The 20,942-nt window shown below is 37.1% G+C and carries 21 protein-coding genes and 1 tRNA gene; 18 read left to right on the top strand and 4 right to left on the bottom strand.

The annotated features are described in order from the left end of the window. Positions 1-32: 32 nt before the first annotated feature. Positions 33-1,007, bottom strand: a complete 975-nt coding sequence (locus BUB71_RS18835) for a superoxide dismutase (protein ID WP_084731337.1) — start codon at positions 1,005-1,007, stop codon at positions 33-35. 101 nt (positions 1,008-1,108) lie between these two features. Beyond that, positions 1,109-1,549: a GNAT family N-acetyltransferase gene (locus BUB71_RS08985; protein ID WP_073154507.1), complete on the bottom strand. Its 441-nt coding sequence runs from the start codon at positions 1,547-1,549 to the stop codon at positions 1,109-1,111. A gap of 122 nt (positions 1,550-1,671) precedes the next feature. Here BUB71_RS08985 and BUB71_RS08980 point away from each other — a divergent pair, with 122 nt between their 5' ends. The 3 genes from BUB71_RS08980 (at position 1,672) to BUB71_RS08970 (ending at position 4,049) form a co-directional block, all read left to right on the top strand. Beyond that, on the top strand, positions 1,672-2,418 hold the full coding sequence (locus BUB71_RS08980; protein ID WP_084731335.1) for a PIG-L deacetylase family protein: 747 nt from the start codon (positions 1,672-1,674) through the stop codon (positions 2,416-2,418). Positions 2,419-2,488: 70 nt separating this feature from the next. Continuing rightward, entirely contained in the window at positions 2,489-3,328 is an 840-nt protein-coding gene (locus BUB71_RS08975) for a divergent polysaccharide deacetylase family protein (RefSeq protein WP_073154505.1), read from the top strand. Between the two features lie 19 nt (positions 3,329-3,347). Beyond that, positions 3,348-4,049, top strand: coding sequence for an N-acetylmuramoyl-L-alanine amidase (locus BUB71_RS08970; protein ID WP_073154504.1), 702 nt, complete (start codon positions 3,348-3,350; stop codon positions 4,047-4,049). Positions 4,050-4,054: 5 nt separating this feature from the next. Here BUB71_RS08970 and BUB71_RS08965 read toward each other — a convergent pair whose 3' ends face one another. Continuing rightward, positions 4,055-4,792, bottom strand: a complete 738-nt coding sequence (locus BUB71_RS08965; protein WP_073154503.1) for a class I SAM-dependent methyltransferase — start codon at positions 4,790-4,792, stop codon at positions 4,055-4,057. A gap of 105 nt (positions 4,793-4,897) precedes the next feature. On the opposite strand from BUB71_RS08965, the gene BUB71_RS08960 reads away from it, so the two are divergent. The 6 genes from BUB71_RS08960 (at position 4,898) to BUB71_RS08935 (ending at position 10,887) form a co-directional block, all read left to right on the top strand. Then, the gene (locus BUB71_RS08960; RefSeq protein WP_073154623.1) at positions 4,898-5,539 is read left to right on the top strand and encodes a response regulator transcription factor; all 642 of its coding nucleotides are present in this window, start codon (positions 4,898-4,900) and stop codon (positions 5,537-5,539) included. Further along, a complete protein-coding gene (locus BUB71_RS08955; protein WP_073154502.1) occupies positions 5,536-6,639 on the top strand; it encodes a sensor histidine kinase in 1,104 nt (367 codons plus the stop codon). Before BUB71_RS08960 ends, BUB71_RS08955 begins: the two co-directional genes overlap by 4 nt. 122 nt (positions 6,640-6,761) lie before the next feature. Beyond that, positions 6,762-7,697, top strand: coding sequence for an ABC transporter ATP-binding protein (locus BUB71_RS08950; protein WP_073154501.1), 936 nt, complete (start codon positions 6,762-6,764; stop codon positions 7,695-7,697). Between the two features lie 21 nt (positions 7,698-7,718). After that, positions 7,719-8,825, top strand: coding sequence for an ABC transporter permease (locus BUB71_RS08945; RefSeq protein ID WP_073154500.1), 1,107 nt, complete (start codon positions 7,719-7,721; stop codon positions 8,823-8,825). A gap of 2 nt (positions 8,826-8,827) precedes the next feature. Then, the gene (locus BUB71_RS08940) at positions 8,828-9,973 is read left to right on the top strand and encodes an ABC transporter permease (protein ID WP_073154499.1); all 1,146 of its coding nucleotides are present in this window, start codon (positions 8,828-8,830) and stop codon (positions 9,971-9,973) included. A 521-nt stretch (positions 9,974-10,494) separates the two neighbouring features. Further along, complete coding sequence (locus tag BUB71_RS08935) at positions 10,495-10,887, top strand: hypothetical protein (protein WP_073154498.1); 393 nt, start codon at positions 10,495-10,497, stop codon at positions 10,885-10,887. Positions 10,888-11,028: 141 nt separating this feature from the next. On the opposite strand, the gene BUB71_RS08930 is transcribed toward BUB71_RS08935, so the two are convergent. After that, positions 11,029-11,730 (bottom strand): YetF domain-containing protein, encoded by a 702-nt coding sequence (locus tag BUB71_RS08930; protein ID WP_139279043.1) that lies wholly within the window; start codon positions 11,728-11,730, stop codon positions 11,029-11,031. Positions 11,731-11,896: 166 nt separating this feature from the next. Between BUB71_RS08930 and BUB71_RS08925 the strand changes: the two genes are divergently transcribed. The 9 genes from BUB71_RS08925 to BUB71_RS08880 all read left to right on the top strand — a co-directional run bounded on the left by BUB71_RS08925 (position 11,897) and on the right by BUB71_RS08880 (position 20,818). Continuing rightward, positions 11,897-11,986 (top strand) — tRNA-Ser (locus BUB71_RS08925). 723 nt (positions 11,987-12,709) lie between these two features. After that, entirely contained in the window at positions 12,710-12,994 is a 285-nt protein-coding gene (locus tag BUB71_RS08915; protein WP_073154496.1) for a DUF3817 domain-containing protein, read from the top strand. A 96-nt stretch (positions 12,995-13,090) separates the two neighbouring features. After that, on the top strand, positions 13,091-13,279 hold the full coding sequence (locus BUB71_RS08910; protein WP_073154495.1) for a hypothetical protein: 189 nt from the start codon (positions 13,091-13,093) through the stop codon (positions 13,277-13,279). Positions 13,280-13,474: 195 nt separating this feature from the next. Continuing rightward, the gene (locus BUB71_RS08905; RefSeq protein ID WP_073154494.1) at positions 13,475-14,176 is read left to right on the top strand and encodes a response regulator transcription factor; all 702 of its coding nucleotides are present in this window, start codon (positions 13,475-13,477) and stop codon (positions 14,174-14,176) included. Further along, complete coding sequence (locus tag BUB71_RS08900; RefSeq protein WP_073154493.1) at positions 14,173-15,147, top strand: sensor histidine kinase; 975 nt, start codon at positions 14,173-14,175, stop codon at positions 15,145-15,147. The genes BUB71_RS08905 and BUB71_RS08900 overlap by 4 nt, the downstream gene beginning before the upstream one ends. Positions 15,148-15,248: 101 nt before the next feature. After that, a complete protein-coding gene (locus BUB71_RS08895) occupies positions 15,249-16,034 on the top strand; it encodes an ABC transporter ATP-binding protein (protein ID WP_073154492.1) in 786 nt (261 codons plus the stop codon). After that, positions 15,994-17,910, top strand: a complete 1,917-nt coding sequence (locus BUB71_RS08890; RefSeq protein WP_073154491.1) for an FtsX-like permease family protein — start codon at positions 15,994-15,996, stop codon at positions 17,908-17,910. The genes BUB71_RS08895 and BUB71_RS08890 overlap by 41 nt, the downstream gene beginning before the upstream one ends. Continuing rightward, positions 17,891-18,511 (top strand): DedA family protein, encoded by a 621-nt coding sequence (locus tag BUB71_RS08885; protein WP_073154490.1) that lies wholly within the window; start codon positions 17,891-17,893, stop codon positions 18,509-18,511. The genes BUB71_RS08890 and BUB71_RS08885 overlap by 20 nt, the downstream gene beginning before the upstream one ends. Before the next feature lie 33 nt (positions 18,512-18,544). Beyond that, entirely contained in the window at positions 18,545-20,818 is a 2,274-nt protein-coding gene (locus BUB71_RS08880; RefSeq protein ID WP_073154489.1) for a M20/M25/M40 family metallo-hydrolase, read from the top strand. The last annotated feature ends 124 nt before the right edge of the window (positions 20,819-20,942 follow it).

Below are 20,942 nucleotides of genomic sequence, written 5' to 3'. Positions count from 1 at the left end.
TCACCACCTCGAGCAACCCTGATTAACATTTATTAAAAAGGTTTCCACAGTACATGCTTCGCGGTATGATATCTCTTCTCCACTTCTTTCCAACGGACGATATTCCACCAGTTTTCAATATATTTTTTCCGGTTATTATTATATTTTAGATAATAGGCATGCTCCCACACGTCAAGTGCTAATAAAGGAATCACATCCCATTGCGATAGATTCTGATGTTTTTCTGCTTGTAGTATTTCCAATCGATGTGCTCTAGGACTCCAGACTAAGATCGCCCAACCGCCTCCTTCGACTTTTTCAGCCGCTGAAGAAAAATGCTTCTTAAATTGGGAGAAGGTTCCAAAATCGTGTTTGATTTGCTCATATAATTCTCCCCTTGGCTTTCCTCCACCTTTCGGGCTCATCACATACCAAAAAATTGTATGTAAGTAATGTCCAGCCCCATTAAAGGCTGCCTCTCGCTCCCAATGTTTAATAAGTGAAAAATTACCCGTCTGTCTTGCCTTTTGCATCTCTCGTTCTGCAATATTTAAATCTTCCACATATTTTTTATGATGAATATCATGGTGTAAATGCATAGTCTTTTCATCAATATACGGTTCTAATGCATCATAAGAATAGGGAAGAGGGGGTAACCGGTGCTGGCCAATTGGTACAGCAGAGAGCGTTTCTGCTTGATCTTCAGCGTTACCCTCCGCACTTGTATCTTCATTTTGTTGAATCTGAGCAATCGGTTGCCTTTGTAGTTGATCATACCATTTGGTAAACTTTTGCTGAAATCGAGTTAAACTTAGTTGAAATTGATATAAAACATATGGGTTCATTAGAAACGATTTTTGCAACTCCTGTTCTAATTGCGTTAACCTTTTTTCCAACCGTTCCAAACGAAGTTGAGATGTTTCATTTTTTAATTGTGATGGATATTTATGTTTTAACTTCTGTAATTGTTCACGATACATATATATCGAATCTAAAATGGGCCGTTTCCACCAATCTGCATACTGCATATGGCTCTCCTCCTTCGATTCATAATATGAATAATTACTTTTAATTATGAATTGAAGCGAGGATTATTTCGAATAGGATAGAAAATTATATATTTCACAGATCACAGTTCTTTTTGGAAGTGATGACATGTAATATCCATCCGACTTTTTAAGTAAAATCGATGAGCGCCAAATCTATGTACAGCAGAATCAAGATGGAATTGGTTACAATTTTTCCTTCTTGCTTCGTCTTCTAACCAATTCATTAGTAGACCTGCATGTCCTTCTGCACGACTTTGTTCGTCTGTTACCAAATCATCTACATATAAGAATTTCCCCCATGCAAGGTTTTCAGTAATCCGATAGCCTGCTACCGCTTTTACTTGATCTGTTACTAAGACCGCGACAAGCTGATAACCTGCTTGCTCTTCAAGTCTCCGAATAGTGCCAATAAATTTCTCTTCGCGAATGTGTGTACGTAATTGTTTTAATACAGGAAAAGATAACATCAGTTCTTGATCTGTCTTCATCAATCGAATGATTGGCTGTGATTGGTTTGTCATGTTTGATCAACCTCTCCTTTAGTTTTATATATTATATATAAAACTAATCTGCATTAATCGTATAAAAGAATTTGCATATGGAAAAATAAAGCTATGATCTTTAGATAGTTTGAGGGGAAAAGATGATGAGATGGCGATGGATCATACAAATCGTTATGTCTATATTTATTCTATTTTTGCAAGGCTGTTCAACAGATAGTGAACCCAAAACGGTAATCTTTTATAGTCCTCATGCCGATGATGAGAGCTTATCTTTTGGTGTTGCCATTCGAAATTATCTTCATAAACATTCTCAGGTTCATCTGGTTTTATTAAGTGATGGGCGAAAAAGTGGTGCCTTTAAACAAATTAAACAAGCAGCGAAAAACAAAGTTTCAGCAAAGGATTTTCCAAACCTACGCATTCATGACTTCCAAAAAGCATCTTCAGCACTCGGCATTGATCAACAAAAACAACATATTCATCACTTAGAAAATGGTCGTTTCCAATTATCTAAAGTGAAAGAAATTATTCTTCAATATGAAAAAAAATATCCTCAATCCATGCATATTTCGTTTAGCGAAGTCGATATGCAGAAAGATCATGTAGTTGTAGGAAAGGCTTTAAATCAACTCAAGCAAAATAAACAAATCCATCATAAACAAAACTATATTAGTCTTGCCACTATTTATTATTCAAAACTAAAAGTACCACCCTACAAAAAAGAAACTTTATTGAATGTTGATGACGCTGTTTATATTACCCATGCTTTAAAAGTATATGAAACCTGGAACCCCAAAAAAGGTTTTTATAAAACAGGCGGCTTTAGTGTACCTGAGCAATTTCAAATTGCGCATCAAGAACATTTTAACCGAGTTTCCCTTTACTAATCATAGATGTATAAGATCGAGTGTTCCGAGGAAGGATAGATTCATTGAAACTGTTAAAAGGAGACAGAAGATGAAGAAACAATATCTTGGGCTCTTTTTGCTTTGTATATGCATGATAATTAGCACACAAAATCAAGCTTATGCAACGATAAAATATAATCAACCAATAAAAAAAGAAACTGCCATCATTATTGATGACTTAGGCAATGGACAAGGGGGAACAGATCAACTTTTTTCTGTCTCCGCCCCTTTAACAGTTGCAATCATGCCCTTTTTAAAGACATCAAGAACAGATGCGATTCGTGCCCATCAAGCAGGTTTTGAAGTAATCCTTCATGTTCCAATGGAACCGATGCGCGGTAAACGCAATTGGTTAGGTCCAGGGGCGATCACGACCAACCTTACTACCCAACAAATAAAACAACTTCTCCGTAAAGAGATAGAAAGTATCCCTTATGTAAAAGGGATGAACAACCATATGGGTTCGAAGGCGACCTCCGATTATCGGGTCATGAAGGCGATCCTCGAAGTAGCGAAAGAGAAACATCTTTATGTTGTGGATAGTGTCACCACTCCTCAATCAATAACGATTCCCTTAGCAAAGAAAATGGGAGTCCCTTGTGTTGCTCGTTCTGTCTTTATTGATAATGAAAACCGGGTTTCATATATGAAAAGACAACTGCAACAATTGATCAATCATACTGCTACCCAAGGTTGGGGTGTCGGAATTGGTCATGTAGGACATCAAGGAGTCCATACAATGACAGCGATTCGAGCAATGCTACCCGTATTTAAAAAAGCTAATATTTCATTAGTACCTGTCTCTAAAGTGATTAAAACTGCAACCCATTTCAAACAGCAAAAAATATATCACGAGACTTTCGCTGCTTGCGATCACACGCAAAGCTAGAAAAACCAGGTGAACCAAAATGAACAATAACTCATTTCTCTATAAAAAATGGCTCATTTTTTCGATTATTTTTATGCTCATGTCCATGTGCTTATTTAGCTCAGGAAGTTATGCTGAAACTGCTAAATTAACTGGTAAAGTGATCATTCTTGATCCAGGACATGGTGGGCCAGATGGTGGAGCTGTTAGTAAGCAGGGTTTGATTGAAAAAAATATTACACTGCCAATTGCCAAGTATTTGCGCAGCTTCTATCAAGAAGCAGGCGCAACCGTTATCTTAACTCGTGAAAAAGATCAAGACTTGGCAAATCGTGGGACAAAGAGGTTAAACCGCCGTAAAAAAGAAGATTTGGCCAATCGTATTCAGCTTATTAAACAAGTAAAACCACAAATTGTGATCAGTATTCATCTCAATGCTTTCCCACGGCGATCTGCCAAAGGGGCACAAGCATTCTATCATCCTGCAAATCCTGAAAATAAAAAGTTGTCCATTGCAATTCAAAAAGAGCTGTTAAGACATATTAAAAATGCTAGATCAAATCCTTCTGAAAAAAAGAATGTCTATCTTTTAAAATACTCTACTGCTCCTACTACATTAATTGAAGTTGGATATTTATCAAATCGTTTTGAATCAAACTTGCTTAGTCAGCCGATCTATCAGAAGCAGTTAGCTGCTTGTATTTACTATGGGAGCCTGGCTTATTTTAAATCGAAAAAATAGACATGTTATTTGACTGCTCGAGTCGCGATATAACAGGGCATATACTCAGATAAAATACCTTCATGATGGTGATCCTCATATAAATCTTTTAGCTGAAAGCCGGCTTTGAGTTGACCGCCGATTTGTGTTTCTAATGAATGGCTAAATTCAATCAGTTCTTCTTGGGATTGCTTCCGACCATCATATGGTAAACGGTTTACAACTTCTAATTCACGCCCTTTTTCTTCAGAAAACAAATAGATTGCTGGATTTGCAAAAGCTGCGAGTAGTACGCCTCCTTTTTTTAATACCCGATATGCTTCTCTCCATAAATGAGTAACGTCATGAATATAACAATTCGAAACAGGGTGAAAAATAAAATCGAATTGATCTTCTGCAAAGGGGAGAGGTTGGGTCATATCTCCTTTAATCAGATCAATCGAATAACCTTCTCGTCTTGCAACTAACTCTTCTAAAGCTAATTGCTCTTTGGAGTTGTCAAAAACAGTTACATCTGCTTGCTGCGCTGCAAAGATCGGACATTGTTGTCCGCCTCCACTTGCCAATCCTAACACTTTTTTACCTTTTAAAGGGATTAACCACTGATTAGGTACCAACTTACAAGGTGTTAGATAGAGCTTGCTCTCTCCTTGCTCAGCCTTCTGAAACTCCTCATGAGTAATGGGTGTGGACCATTTTCCACCATCCAACGCCCATTGATCCCACATTTTTGAATTCATATTGGTATATGAATTTTCCTTCATCTCTTCGCCCCCTTATGGGTCAATATTCTTCAAGGATACCATTTTACTATGTGGTTTGTTATACAATAAGCATAAGCAGTTTAACAACGGAGAGTGAGTATGCAAATGGAGATTCGCATGATTATTGCAGATGACAATTCATTTATAAGAGAAGGAATGAAAATCATTTTACAATCATATGAGGAGATCAAAGTATTAACGACGGTAGAAAATGGTCGAGAAGCCGTTGACTATTGTTTAAAATATGATGTTGACATTGCTTTGCTTGATATTCAAATGCCATATCTCAATGGAGTAGAGGCTGTCAAGCAAATTGTTGCCCAGACAAAGACAAAACCTCTTATTCTCACCACATTTGATGATGATCATTATATTTTAGAGGCCATTCAAAACGGGGCAAAAGGATACCTACTTAAAAATGCAGAACCTGAGCGAATTCGTGAAGCGATTCGCAGTGTATACCAAGGCAATAGTATTTTGGAAGAATCCATTTTCAATAAACTCAAGTCAAACTTATCTGGACAGCATTCTTCCAATAGCGGTTTTGATCCAGAGCTTTTTACTGCGAGGGAACTGAGTGTCATTGACTTAGTTGCCAAAGGATATTCAAATCGAAAAATCTCACAAGAATTGTATATCTCAGAGGGTACCGTTGCGAACTATATTACAACCATCCTCAGTAAAACAGGTCTAGAACATCGAACGCAAATTGCCATCTATTATTTGACAGGCAGGATCAATTCATGATTGCAGAAAGAATTACATTAAAAGGCATTATTTTGATTTTCATTATATTACATACAATCCAAGTATCTCTCCAAGATTTACCAAAAATTATACTCGCGCTTTTAATTATGATTTGTATAAATCTTGGGATCGAAATAGTAAAAGATAGAAGATGGAAACTAACTTTATTGATCGTTTCAACTGTGGTTAGCTTCGTTTTGTCACAAAACGTTTATCAGTGGTTGATCCTCTTCATCCCCATCCACATCTGTGAGTATATATTTGAATATATCAAGCAAAAGTGGGTTCAGTTGATTATACTGATTGCTCCCTTTTTTTTCATCTCAACTAGACAGGAACAATTTATATTTGGATTGATCTTGATCTTTTCTTTAATCATTTTCCAAATGCGAAAACAATATGAGGAACACTTATTGAAACATGAAACCATCAATGACCAATTGCGTCATGAGTCCCAAGTATTAAAAAAACAGCTTATCCTTAGTAATCAATATCTCAAGCAATCCGAATATACGATTAAATTAGAGGAGCGCAACCGACTCTCTCAAATGATCCATGATCAGGTTGGACATGCCATCGCTGGTTCTTTAATTCAACTAAAAGCGATGAAAATGCTGAAGGACTCTGATCAAGAGAAAGCAACAGAACTGCTCCAAAACGCCATTCACATTTTGAGTGAAGGTCTTGATACAATACGGGCAACGTTAAAAAATATAAAACCAAAAACAGAACAATTAGGGATTCATCAGATTCGCCTAATGTTAGATAAGTTTTCTAGTACTTTTCCCTTACAAAATTCATTTCATTTCCAAGGAAATATTGAAAAAATATCTGCAATTCATTGGAAAATCATTTATGAAAATCTAGTCGAATGCCTGACAAACACTATGAAATATAGTAAAGCCACAACAGTAAGTGTAAAAATACATGTTCTTAATAAATTAATTAAAATAGAGATGAAAGATAATGGCGTAGGTGTATCCAAAGTAAAAAAAGGCTTAGGGATTCAAGGAATGGAAGAACGCGCAGCAAAAGTTCATGGAACCATCATTGTTGATGGTTCACACGGTTTTTCTGTTACCATGTTATTTCCCTTGTAGAATCTATGAGAAATCTAATATAAAGAAATGAATATCATCATGCTATAGAAGGAACGAATTCACTCCTAGTCGCTCCTTCTATTTTTTATACTTAGTTCAAGTGATATAAAGAGGTGATTGAAATGAATATATTGGAACTTACAAAACTAACAAAGAAATTTGGGGATTTTATTGCGGTTGATCAACTTACTTTATCAATAGCAGAAGGAGAAATTTTCGGTTTGCTCGGCGCAAACGGCGCTGGAAAAAGTACCACGATCAATATGGTTTCCGGTTTGATTCGGGCTACGAGCGGTGAGATTCAATTAATGGGTAAAAGTATCACCAATAATAGACATTTTGCAAAAATGAATATTGGTGTTGTACCTCAAGATATTGCCATATATGAGGACTTGACTGCTTATGAAAATGTAAAGTTTTTTGCTGGTTTATACGGACTTCGAGGTACTAAACTCGATGAACAAGTGAAAAAAGCGCTTGAGTTTGTTGGTTTATCTGATCGACACAAAAGCTTTCCAAAGAACTTCTCTGGCGGAATGAAACGAAGACTCAATATTGCTTGTGCGATTGCCCATCAGCCTAAGTTAATTATTATGGATGAACCAACGGTAGGGATTGATCCACAATCGCGAAATTATATTTTAAATTCTGTTCGTAAGTTAAATGAGATGGGTTGCACGATTATCTATACAAGTCATTACATGGAAGAAGTTGAAGAAGTCTGCTCACAAATCGCCATCGTGGATCATGGCAAAGTGATCGCTGAGGGAACAAAAGAACAATTAAAATCGATCATCACAGATACAAAAGACGTCTGGGTTGAAGTAAAAAACATCGATGGACTAAAACTAGAACCCATCCAAACGATCAATGGGGTACTTGGTGTTGAAGTGAGTGACAATCAGATCAAAATCAATTCAGATATGGGTGTAAACAACTTAAATGCAATTATTCAACATTTTATTACAAATCAAATTGAAATTCATTCTATTCAAGAAAAAGAACCAAACCTAGAAAGCGTCTTTCTCACGCTCACAGGCAGAAGTTTACGTGATTAATTTGAAAGGAGGAGACTTGTCATGAACATTTGGTCAATGACTTTAAAGGAAATCCTAGTTACCATTCGCAATAAAAGAGCTTTTATCTTTATGTTAGCCTTTCCGATCATCTTGATCCTCATCTTAGGAACTGCACTCTCCAATAACTTTGAAAACACTAGCTCAATCGGTAAAATTCACATCTTGTATTATGAAGAACAGGCAAATTCATACACAAAACCTTTTCACGACTTTATGGCAGCAGTCAAAAAATCTGATCTCTCTTTTGAAAAAACAACAAAAGATGCAGGGAAACAAGCTATTGCCAAAGCAAAAGCGGACGGTTATATCGAATTAAGCAACAAAGGAATTGATCTATATGTGAATAACACTTCTGGCATCTCGGCTAGTGTTATTCAAGGCTTATTAAAAGGTTTTTCTGATCAATATAATTTAATTAGTGAAGTGATAAAAGTAAATCCGCAACAAGCCAAACAATTGATGGCCTCCTCTTCACCAACTCAACATATAAAATATATAACATTGAATCCTGGTAAAAAACCAAATTCGATGGACTATTATGCTGTAGTGATTAGCACGATGATTACATTATTTGGAGCGTTATCAACAGTCGCCTTAGTTCATGGAGAAAACATTCAAAGAACAGCAGATCGACTTTTGCTTGCTCCGATCCATCGATATGAAATATTTATTGGAAAGATGCTAGGGAGCCTATTTGTAAATGGGATTTGCGTCCTCCTTTTAGTAGGCTTTAGTAAATATGTGCTTCATACAAACTGGGGAAATCATCTATGGATAGTAATCTTGATCCTATTAAGTAGTGTTCTTCTTGCGACCAGTTTAGGCTTAATGCTTAGTTACATCCTCCAGAACAGTGCATCCGCCAGAACGATTATCATGATCTTTGCAAATACATCCGCATTACTTGGTGGCTCTTGGTTTGCAATCCCTACTCCTGGCTGGATCAACTTTCTTTCCCCACTCACCTGGGAAAATGAAGCAGTCTTGAAAGTCATTTATGCCAATGACTTTACAGCTACCATTCCCACTTTCACATATAATCTTGGGTTTTCGGTCTTATGCTTATTGATCGCGATATTCTCATTACGCAGACGGGAGGGATTGTAATCATGAAAGATTTTATATGGCTTACGAAACATTTTTTTTCACTCATTTTGAAAAAACCAAAAACCCTCTTATTATATTTAGGTACACCTCTGGTTTCAATCGGAATCGCATTTTTACTATTTGGAAGCATGGGGACAGAAAGTGTTCATGTTGGGATTATTAATGATGATCATCAAAAGCTTGCCACTGAAACGATTCAATTTATCCAAGGGTTAAAGCAAATGAATGTAAAGCAGATTCAACAAAAAGATGTATCAAATCAGCTAGCCTCTGGCAACTTGGATTTAGTGATTCGCTTTCAACCTGGTTTCACGAAAGGTCTTTATTCAGGTAAGCCAAACCAAGTTGAGGTAATCTCCATCAAAGGTGCTGCTGTTACTACACAAGTAGAAAGTTATCTCAATCACCATCTGGACCAGTTAAGCAAAATGGGACAAGCAGCAAATGGTGATATAAAAATGTTTGAGCAAATTTACCAAGGAACAAAAAAAGGAAGTTTGCAAGTCGTTACCCATTCTACACAGGATGAATCCATTAACGATCAAATTTCTACTGGTTCTATTGGATACCTTTTAGTCATTATGTTGATTTCAGCAGCTAACCTATCAGGCACTATTTTACAAGAGAAAGAGAATAGAACATATTTCCGCCTTCTATCAACACCAATCAATGCTCGAAAATTTGTCTTAGCTAACGTTTGTGTGAATATGTCGATTATGATCATACAAGCAATCATTACAATCCTACTAATGACCAAGGTATTTAATATACAGACACATATACCAGTCTGGGGTTTAGCGCTGGTTATGATACTCTACTCTTTTGTTGCAGTGGCAATCTCTTTAGTGATGATCTCTTTTTCCAACAGTTCATCGACTGCCTCAACCCTGCAAAACATCATCATCACTCCCACTTGCATGTTAGCGGGTTGCTTTTGGCCAGTGGAAATCATGCCAAACTTCGTTCAGCGGATTGCCGATTTCTTACCCCAACACTGGACTTTAGAGACACTTAAACAACTTCAACTAGGGGAATCGATCAGTCAATTATCCTTACATCTAGCGATTATTTGCGCATTTGCTGCTGCCTTTTTCCTCATCGCCATCTACAAATTTAGCCGTAATGATGATGTAAGAACATTTTTATAAAAAGACTCCATTGATTATGGGGTTTCAGCTTGTAGTCAAAGTAATGAACTTCTCTTTTTCTAGAGTCATGGTTACGCATTTCACCTTCAGTTCAGGCTACAAAGGTGTATTCAAGGCGCCGCGACTGCTCGCTCAGGGCGGTATCAACTCGGCAATGCCTCAGACAGTACTACCACCTATTATTCACTACACAGTCGCGGCTTTGTAGCGCCTGAAAGTCGGCTATATTGCGAACCATTTCCTCATGGGAATGATACATCTACTTTGTCTAATTCGCTTTCTCAACTTAGGTTTTTTCGTCGGTCTGAGACCCCATTGATTATGGGGTTTTTCATTTGTTCAAGAAAAATCTATTCTAAATACATATTGGAATAGATTAAATCTTAATTAAAGTATTGTTATGGAACAATTATATTGAATTTTATTCAATAATTAATCCCTACTAAATTAATCTAATCAACCAAAGTATAATTTTATTTATTGTGACCGTTTTACATGATCAGGAAGAGGGAGGAAACAGAATGAATCTAAAAAAGATCTTCGTACCATTTCTTTCTTTACTTTTCGCACTCGTGATACCGTTTTCATCAGTATTTGCTGATTCTGCAGGTTGGCAGGTGTTGACCTCCGAAAAAGTGCATTATAACAAGACCCTTGATTCTTATATTACAGGTGTTGATAACGCACATGCTTCAGGCTACATAAAAGTATGTAACTGGTCAGATGGAGGAAGATATTTTTATATCAAGGAATATGATCCAGATAAAGCAGATAACTGGATAACTTATGCTTATCTCGGAAAGAATGGATGCAATTCATGGAATATCCAAGATTATGTGGATGGATCAAATAAAAAAGCTGAAATTTATATTCAAACCTCGAATAGTAATAGCTGGTTCATTATTTATGATTGATTTCAAAACATGACTATTGATTTGAACTGCACTCCCATTGTTAAGTGTGACTAATAATGGGAGTGCAGTATTTTCTATGTTGAGAAATAAGTTACGTTTCTAAATGGAGCTTTGCCGATCACTCCGCCATCTGTTTACACCTTATTGATTCGCGACTTTTTGAATCAATAAGGAACCATCTGCTTGAATTTCTGCATAGAAGACTTCATCGATTGATTGGATTCCTTGTTTTCTTAACTCACGAAGCACCCACGATTGGTCTAACCCTAATTCCTTTAGATTTTTTTCAACAATTTTCCGATCTGAGATAATCTCCGACGGTAAATATTTGGAATGCGAGGAGATTTGTATATCTTGTTTTGTAACGGACTGTTGCGTCACTTTCTTTAAAACGCTTAATTTCCCATCAGGTTCTAAAATCGCATAATCTACATCTTTCAGACTAAAGACAGATTTTTCCCGTAATAGCATACTCAGATCATCTAAATTCAGTCGATTTGCTTTTAAGACATCTTCCATGATCACACCTTGTTTGATCAAGATTGAAGGCTGACCATCAAGTAAAATTCTCCCTTTTGTTGATTTTAGACTAATATAACCAACTAAAATGGTTAAGATAGACCACCAGATCAGACTGATCAGTCCATTTAAAAAAGGAGTTTGTGACTCTGCTGCTATATCTGCTGCCATAGATCCAATCGTAATGCCTGTAATGTAATTAAAAAAGGTTAATTGGCTAATCTGAACCTTCCCTAAAATCCGCGCCAACATCAATAACACCACAAACGAAATCACCGCACGCAATGTCATTTCCCAGAAATGAACATGAAACCATCCACCCAATGAAATTCCACCTTTATATAATTTAGAATAATATAGCTCAAATGAGCGAATCGTATACTTTGTAGTAAAAATCTAGCACGAAACTTCTCAAGAAAATCATCCATTTACCCTTGACATCAATTCTGATAAATCCTATAATCTTTACTTGTAGCCCGATTTTAACCGTGGAGAGGTGGCCGAGCGGTTGAAGGCAACGGTCTTGAAAACCGTCGTGCGTTCACGCGTACCGTGGGTTCGAATCCCACCCTCTCTGCCAATGTTTATGCAGGTTTCACGCGTTTTACGAAGGTATGTATTTAGTGGAAAATAGGGGAAAACTTCTAACATTGAGTTAGAAAAGCCCTTTTTACTTACCAAATAGGAAGTCGCCCAATCTTTGGGCGGCTTCTTTTATATATTTGGTAATACAATGAAAACACTTTCTATTGAAGGTGATAGCTGCAGCGAATGAGCTATGGCTTAACAGATTCACTCTTTTTTTATGCAGATTTTTTAAGGATCGAAATTCAGCGAATCCAATCTTCAAATTCTACTGTATCTACTGCTGGATCTAATTATGAAAAATAATGCAAAAAGATGACCGAATGAGTTTCATTATACAATTAGGGGTTCTATTCTTTATTCCTTTTGTAGTCGCTGTGATCAATACTATATTGGGACTTATGATTTTACAAGATAAACTATTTACCTCGATTACAGAATATACAGTGATAATAATTACAGGATTTTTTGTATTACATTTGTTATACTTTCTGTTTATTCGATCCAAGTATATTCAAGCTTTATTATAGAAAATATCCAGTGAGAAGATTGGGATATGATGTGAACATAATTTGCTAACACCGAACAAAGTGGATGATAAGGCTGTTTCTTTGTAAACATATCATCAACATTTTGGCGATAAGTTGTGACAACTAACTAATCTATTTTCTAGCTGGAATGGTACTCTAGCGATAGTAAAAAAAGAGGGGGAGCAATCTTGTTTCGAACTGCACTGAGTCGTTTTCATCTGATTAGTCTGACTGAAGGCTTGTCCTTTCTAGCGCTATTGCTTATCGCTATGCCATTAAAATATGTTTATGATTTACCGCTAGCGGTAACGATTGTTGGCAGTATTCATGGTGGTCTGTTTCTTGGCTATTTGGCTGCTGTAGCCCAAGTCTCATGGGCTGACCGCTGGTCGTTTATACAAATCATCGTTGCACTGATTGCGTCTGTTATTCCTTTTGGCTGGATTTTTTTAAATCGAATCCGATGGGTGTAGAGGTTCGGTTGATAGTGAACCATGAACATTGTTCATGATCTAAAGTCCTTGTACTCCAAGGGCTTTTTAGCGATTCCTAACTTGGAGATTGAGTCTTTGTATGAAGATGTGGTACTGAGTTGGTTTGAAACGAGTATTGAGGATGACCAACATTGTGTGATGTTAGAAGCACTCATCAAGGGTGATATAGAGACTTTTCAAAGTATATTTCAAGATTTAGTGCTGAAAACCTTTAGCATGTTTGACACAAGTGCGAACGAGCCAGAAAAAGTGGATTTTCGGTAGAGGTGAAAACCATCAAAAAGGGCAATCTTCTACTCTTTAATTAAATAAAGTTAACTTCCAAAAGAAACTGTCTAATGATAAGACAGTTTTTTTTGTGTTATAAGTAACTGAAATAATGATATTTTAAGTTCTATAAGAAACAGATGAGCACATGATCTCTAAAATATACGATCAAACATATAAAGGGGAGTTACCATGTTTAAAATATTTATTGTAGAAGATGATGAAATGCTTGTTTCACTGCTATCAGACTTCATTCAAAAGTATGGATACGATACCTACGCAGTTAAAAACTTTAATCTGGTGATGGAAGAGTTTAAGGAAGCGGAACCGCATCTGGTTTTGCTGGATATTAATCTCCCTACGTATGATGGGTATGAATGGTGTCGTCGTATTCGTACCATCTCTAATTGCCCCATCCTCTTTATCTCGGCTCGCGATAGTAAGATGGATCAAGTCATGGCGCTTGAATATGGTGCGGATGATTATTTGACCAAGCCTTTTGATCATGAAATTGCGTTAGCAAAAATCAAAAGCCAAATTAGGCGTACATACGGATCTTACGCTTCTTTTCAACATCAAAGGCAGATTGAAATTAACGGATTACAATTAGATATCGATCGGCTTACGTTAAAGTGGGGCATGCAAAAAGTGGAATTAAGACATACAGAAGCAAAAATATTGGATCTACTGATGAATCAGATAGAATGTGTTGTTTCACGTGATCTGCTATTAGAAAAGATTTGGGACGATGAAGCGTTTGTTGATGAAAATACACTTAATGTCTATATAAGAAGGGTCAGAAGTAAGCTGGATCAACTTAAAATTGTTGATGCGATTCAGACGGTTCGCGGACAAGGATATCGTATGTTACCAATATGGAGTGAGCAGTCATGAAGCTGTTTTTTCGGGAACATATTCCACTCTTTTTGTTGAATTTGATGCAATTGATTATAACCATTCTGATCTTTTGGCTAGATGGATATAAAAATGCTTCAACTATTTTATACGCTAGTTTTATCAACTTTTTTTTATTGACAACCTATCTCGTTTATCAGTTTTTGAGTCATCGATCCTTATATATGAGATTGACCAAACCAGTTACAACGCTTGACCATTTTCAAGTGTCAGCTCAGTCAGCTCCTTTAACACAAAGCTTTGAACATTTACTAGGAATACTTAGACAAAGGTATAAAAAAGAGATTTATACCTACAAGGATAAATTGGATCAACATGTACAATTTATCCATCAATGGGTACATCAAATGAAGACACCTTTGTCTGTGATTGATTTGATACTACAAGAACAGAATCAGTCACAGGTTAGCCCGATTCTGTATGAGTTGGATCGGCTGAACAAGGGCTTGGAATTGGTTTTATATACAGCGAGGTTAGATACATTTGATCGTGATTTTTATGTAGAAACATTGAGTTTACTGCATGTGGTTCGCTCAGTTACTTCCGATCTAAAAAGGTTATTCATACGTAAACAGTTATATCCAGAGATAGTGATCGATCCAAACCTAACCATTACCTCTGATGAAAAATGGCTTTCCTTTTTACTCACGCAGATCACGACCAATGCAATTCGTTATACACAAAAGAAAGGAAGCAAAATTATCTTTCAAGGAAAGAAAGATGGAAATCAGATTATATTAGAAGTAATCGATTCAGGAATCGGTATCGTGAAAAGTGACCTACCCAGAGTCTTTGATCCCCATTTTACGGGAGAAAACGGACGGATTTTTCAAGAATCCACTGGAATGGGCTTGTACTTAGTGAAACAAATCTGTCAGAAGCTGGGTCACCAAATCGAGATTGAATCAATGGTAAATCAAGGAACCACTGTACGGATTTTATTAAAATGAAGTGAACCTTACACCATGGTAAGGTTATGTAATGTTAACAATTGGTAGGGTTGATTCGTTTTACTTTATGATGAACTTACACCACAGAAGGGATGAAACAGATGGCGATCCTAACAGTACAACAACTAACAAAAGTATATGAAGGAAAGCAGACATATAGAGCGTTAGATCGCGTCAGTTTTGCCATGGATCAAGGCGAATTTGTTGGAATCATGGGTCCCTCTGGAAGTGGCAAAACCACTTTGTTAAACATGGTGAGTACAATGAATCAACCAACATCGGGGGAAGTGTGGTTAAATGGTGAGAATGTAAGTCTGATCAGCCAAAAGGATATAGAACAGTTCCGTCGACAGCATTTAGGATTTGTTTTTCAGCATTTTGCATTATTAGATACATTAACGGTTGAAGAAAACATTCTACTTCCTTTGATTCTTGATGGTAAGCCAATCGATGAAATGAAAAGACAGCTTCATAACATTGCTACTCGGTTAGACATCCAGACGTTATTACAAAAACAAATCGATGATCTCTCCGGCGGTCAGAAGCAACGTACTGCGATTGCACGTGCTATTATTCATTCACCCACGCTGTTATTAGCTGATGAACCTACAGGTAATTTAGATTCAAAGTCCACAAAAGATGTGCTAGAAGTGCTTTTAGATTTAAACAGAGAGAGAGCAACCTCCATTTTAATGGTGTCACATGATCCCTTGGTCGCGAGTTATTGTGATCGAGTTCTCTTTATGAAAGATGGTCAATTATATAACGAGCTCTATCAAGGGGAAGATCGAGAAGCTTTTTTTCGCAAACTATTAGATATGCTTGCATTACTTGGAGGAGACAGACGTGACTTTCTTTCAGTTTATCTACCGAAACATGATTCGTAATCTGCGCATCTACGTGGCCTATTTTCTCAGCAGTATGATTTCTGTGATGATTTTCTTTATATACACACTCTTTGTTTTCCATCCTCAAATGGATCGAGGAGTTGTAATCGAGAATACAATCCAGGGAATGATAGCGGCTAACCTGATTCATTATTTGTTTGCATTCTTCTATGTAGCCTATTCAATTGGGGCTTTATTACAAGCAAGAAGGAAAGAAATTAGCATCTTGTTTATGCATGGGATGACGAGTAAGCAGTTTCGCCAGATGGTTTTGGTTGAAAATACATTGATTGGTTCAAGTGCGATTGTAGTTGGAATCAGCTGTGGACTTGTGACGGGGAAACTGTTCCTTATGGCTGGGGCAGCGATTATGCATATACCTCCACTATCTTTTTATTTCCCATGGCAAGCGATAGGGATTACGATTATCCTCTTTATCCTTCTGTTTTTGCTATTGTCATGGACGACTCCTTTTTTTGCTCATCGAGGTCAAATGGCTCTGCTTGAACAGAGAAAGAGAGATGAAACTTCCCGGATTTCGATTTTTTTGTCACTATTCTCAGTGACACTCCTCTGTAGCAGTTACTATTTAACTCTTACAACGACTAAATTTACCGTGTTCATTCGTTTTTTTCCTGTAGTGATTATGATGATTTTAGGTTCTTATTTCTTTTTTACACAAGGAATCATTTGGTTGATGAAATTCATTAAAAAAGCAAAGGGAATCTTTTGGAGAAAAATCAATGTCATTGTAATTTCGAGTCTTGTCATCCGTTTAAGAGAAAACGCACGTCATCTGTTTTTAGCGACGATGGTATTCACAGTCGGTTTTTGTACACTTGGTATATTTGCTTCTACGAATGTCCTAAACAAACAATTTCAGCTGGATTATCCTATCGCTGTTGGCTATGTAGCTAAAAATAAACAAGCAAATCACCAAAAGAACCTTGGGCTAATAAAAAATGAGTTATCAATGAAAGGAATTCATTATACAACCGCTTCAACAGTGATCAAATATATTGAAGTTGCATCAAAAGAGATTCCGATCATTGCTTTTTCAGAATATAAAACTCTTTCTAGTAAGTCGGGTTTTCGTTTTCGAGAAGAACCTTTAGGTATATACGAGGCAATGGGTTTGTTAACTTCTCAATTAGATCAATATCCCAAACAAGAAACATACAAAATCAAAAAGTCGAATGTCGAACTCAATCAATCAAAAACTGGACAACATGTTGTGATTCCTTGGAGATTGTTGCAAAGTCAAGGTTTGATCGTCAGTGATGAACTGTTCAAACAGCTGCCAGCCACTCATACAGAGGTGTTTACAGGTTTTTATAGTGAAAAGTATATAAAAACAATTGGCATCGGCAATTCATTGGCTAAAGAAGGAAGAGTTATGCCTTCAGATCATAAAAATTACGCGATGGTTGTAAGTGGTACCTTGCTACAAAATCAAATTCGTTTATATCGCATGATTTTTTTCATCACCTTGTTAACAACGATTGTATTTTTTATTGCTGCCGGAAGCATCTTGTACTTTCGCCTGTATGCTGATCTCGTAGCAGAATCAAAACGCTTTACGATTGTTTCGACAATCGGTTACACAGAGCGAGATCGTAATCAAGCCATCACTTGGCAACTCGGAGTTCTATTTTTGCTACCGATCGGAGTTGCGACTCTTCATAGCCTCGTTGCTTTTGTGGCTTTGCAAAATTACTTTGCCTTGTCGATTGCAGTGGAGATGGCGATTGTGATCATCAGTTTTTGGATCGCTCACATTGTGTTCTTCCTCTTGATTCGCTATCGCTATTTATGGAATTTGAAGAAACAGAACAAACAATCGAGGAGAGAGATTCATGGAGAATTGGATTATTGAGCTTATGGAGGAATTTGGGTATTTGGGGATATTTCTAATGATCTTGTTAGAAAATATCTTCCCGCCGATCCCTTCAGAAATCGTGCTTGCCTTTGGTGGTTTTATGACGATAAAGTCAGACCTCACAATTACCGGTGTGATCATTGCATCTACATTAGGAGCAGTGGCTGGGGCGTTGATTCTCTATTACTTGGGGAAATTGTTACATGTAGAACGACTCGAGTGGATCGTCGAACGCTTTGGATCCATTCTGAAAACGAAAAAAGAAGATATTCATAAAGCAAATCGTTGGTTTCATCGATATGGGATATGGACTGTCTTCTTTTGCCGGATGGTACCTATTCTACGTAGTTTAATTTCAATACCTGCGGGAATGGCGAAAATGAACTTGGTCACTTTTTTACTCTTAACTACAGTCGGATCACTGATCTGGAATTCAATTTTGGTTAACGTGGGAGCGGCGTTAGGTGCATCATGGACGAAAGTGTTGGAGTATATGAGTATCTATCAGGATGTTGTTCTGGTTATTATTGGAATAGTAGGGATTATCGCTGTCGTTTGGTTTATAAGAACCCGTCTCTATCCAGCAAAAAGTAGATAACCGTAAAGTTTACAACAGCAGAGGAGGGTACATATGTTTAAAGTACTGAAAATTAAGAAAACAAGAGCCGTGTGTGTATTAATTATGATCTTTGTGTTTGCAGTGTTAAGTTTATCCGAGCATATACCACCAAAACCAGTGAGTAAGACAGCCCCGGACACCGATTTTTCAGCTGAGCGTGCGTTAATACATCTTCAAAAGATCGCGAAAGAACCACACCCAACAGGAACGATTCAGAATGAGAAAGTAAGAGAGTATCTTGTGGAGCAGTTAAACTTGATGGGACTTAATCCCAAAGTGGAGCACTCTAATTATTCAAGTCTATTTCCGAAAATGTTGATTGGTGGAGATATCTATAATGTAGTCAGCAAACTGGAAGGAACCCAAGATGGAAAAGCAATTGTGATAGCAGCTCATTATGATTCAGTCCAACATGGTCCGGGTGCAGGTGATGATGGCGCAGGTGTAGCTGCTTTATTGGAAACGATCCGTGCTTTAAAAGCGAGTACTCCATTGAAAAATGATATCTACTTTGTTTTCACCGATGGTGAAGAACAGGGATTGATGGGAGCTCGAGAGTTTTGGAAAAGATCCAATCGAACACAAAATATTGGTCTATTCATCAATTTTGAAGCACGTGGAACAAAGGGTCCATCGATCATGTTTCAAACAAGCAAACAAAACGGTGGAATGATTCAAGAATTTGCCAAAGCGACTTCTGATCCGGTGACAACTTCTTTTTTAGGGAATCTATTTCAAATCATGCCGAACGATTCCGATATGACGGTTTCCAATGAATTGGGAATACCAGGTCTTAATTTTGCCTTTGGTGATGGTTGGACTGGATATCATACACCACAAGACGATATTGAACATCTCGATCTCCGTTCACTCCAGCAACATGGAGAAAATGCTTTGAACATGGCAACTCATTTTGGGGAAATCGATATAGATCACCTTAAAAAAGAAGATTACGTTTATTTTAACCTCTTTGGGTTGGTGATTCACTACTCTTATTATTGGGTCTACCCAATTACGGGTCTCATTCTTCTATTGTTTATAGGTTCGATGGTACTTGCTGTTAAAAAAAAATGGATATCGATCAAAGGAATTGGTGTGAGTCTGTTAGCCATTGTGATCTCGATGTTGACAGCTGCCCTTCTTTGTGTTTTGGTCTGGATGGGGGTGAGTGCATTATGGGCAAAGCCAATGACGCTATTTACGGGAGCTGTTTATGATAGTAATCTGTATCAATTCAGTTTTCTAGCACTTACCATCGGCATCTGCATGTTCATCTGGAATCGATTTCGCTCGATTAATCAATTAGAGATGACATTTACAGCAATGCTGTTTGGAGTGATTTTCCTTGGCTTAAGCTCACAATTTCTACCAGGTGCAAGCTATTTATTTGCTGGACCTCTACTTGTTCACTTATTGATCATCGGTTGGCAACTTTTGAGAAATCGTGTTGAGCAATCAGAAAGTCCATCTTTGGTTCTATTAGTAACGTTATCTTGCTTACCAGTCATGTTGTTTACACCAATCATCTCATTGTTATTTACCTTTTTCCCAGTCGCTTTAACACCTTATTTGATGATTGTAGTCGTATGGATTCTCGCTTTATTATTTATGCAAATCAAAATCATTGCCCAATTAGGTCGGTTAACTACTCCTCTATTGGTGGGGATTGCAGTCATTTTGCTGGGAATTTGCTGGTTTTATACAAGCCCAAGTCCAGATAAGCCAATCGATAGCCACCTCTTATATGTGATGGATCAGGACAAACAACAGGCGAAATGGGTTAGTACCCGTCCACCTGATAACTGGTCAAAGCAATTCGTAGAGTCAGATTCTACGACATCACTCAAAGATATTCTCCCTTTCAACTATGATAAAGAGGCATGGACAGGGAATGCTCCGCTTGAAAAGGTTCATTTTCCAAAAGTGGCTGTAACGCAAAAGAAAAGCATACAAGAAAAGAGAAAGATCCATTTTCGGATATCAGGAGACCAAAACATACAAAACTTGTATCTGATGATACCTAATCAGCGGATCCAATCTGTGAAAGTGGAAAATGAATCATCTCAAGTCCCAAGCAATATGAAAACATTCTATTACAAACAGAACGGGATTCCAAAGAACGGACTCAACTTGGAAATCGAGATCATCGGAAACCAACCGATCCAGATTACATTTGCTGCAGAACGTTTTCCTTACTTACCCATTCGTACAAAGAGACCGAACTATTTAATGACAAGTGGTTTATTTGATGAAAGCATGTTTATAATTAAGCGTTTTACTTATTGAATTGGCTAAAAGAAAAGGGCTTGGTAAGAGATGTAATTCAAATCTCATATAAAAAACTAGGTCTAAACATATTCAATCTTCTTATCATAATGATAAGACAATATAATCGGTAACATCATTTTTA

Source organism: Seinonella peptonophila (genome assembly GCF_900129355.1).
Lineage (GTDB): Bacteria > Bacillota > Bacilli > Thermoactinomycetales > Thermoactinomycetaceae > Seinonella > Seinonella peptonophila.
This window is presented reverse-complemented; position numbering and strand designations above follow the sequence as displayed.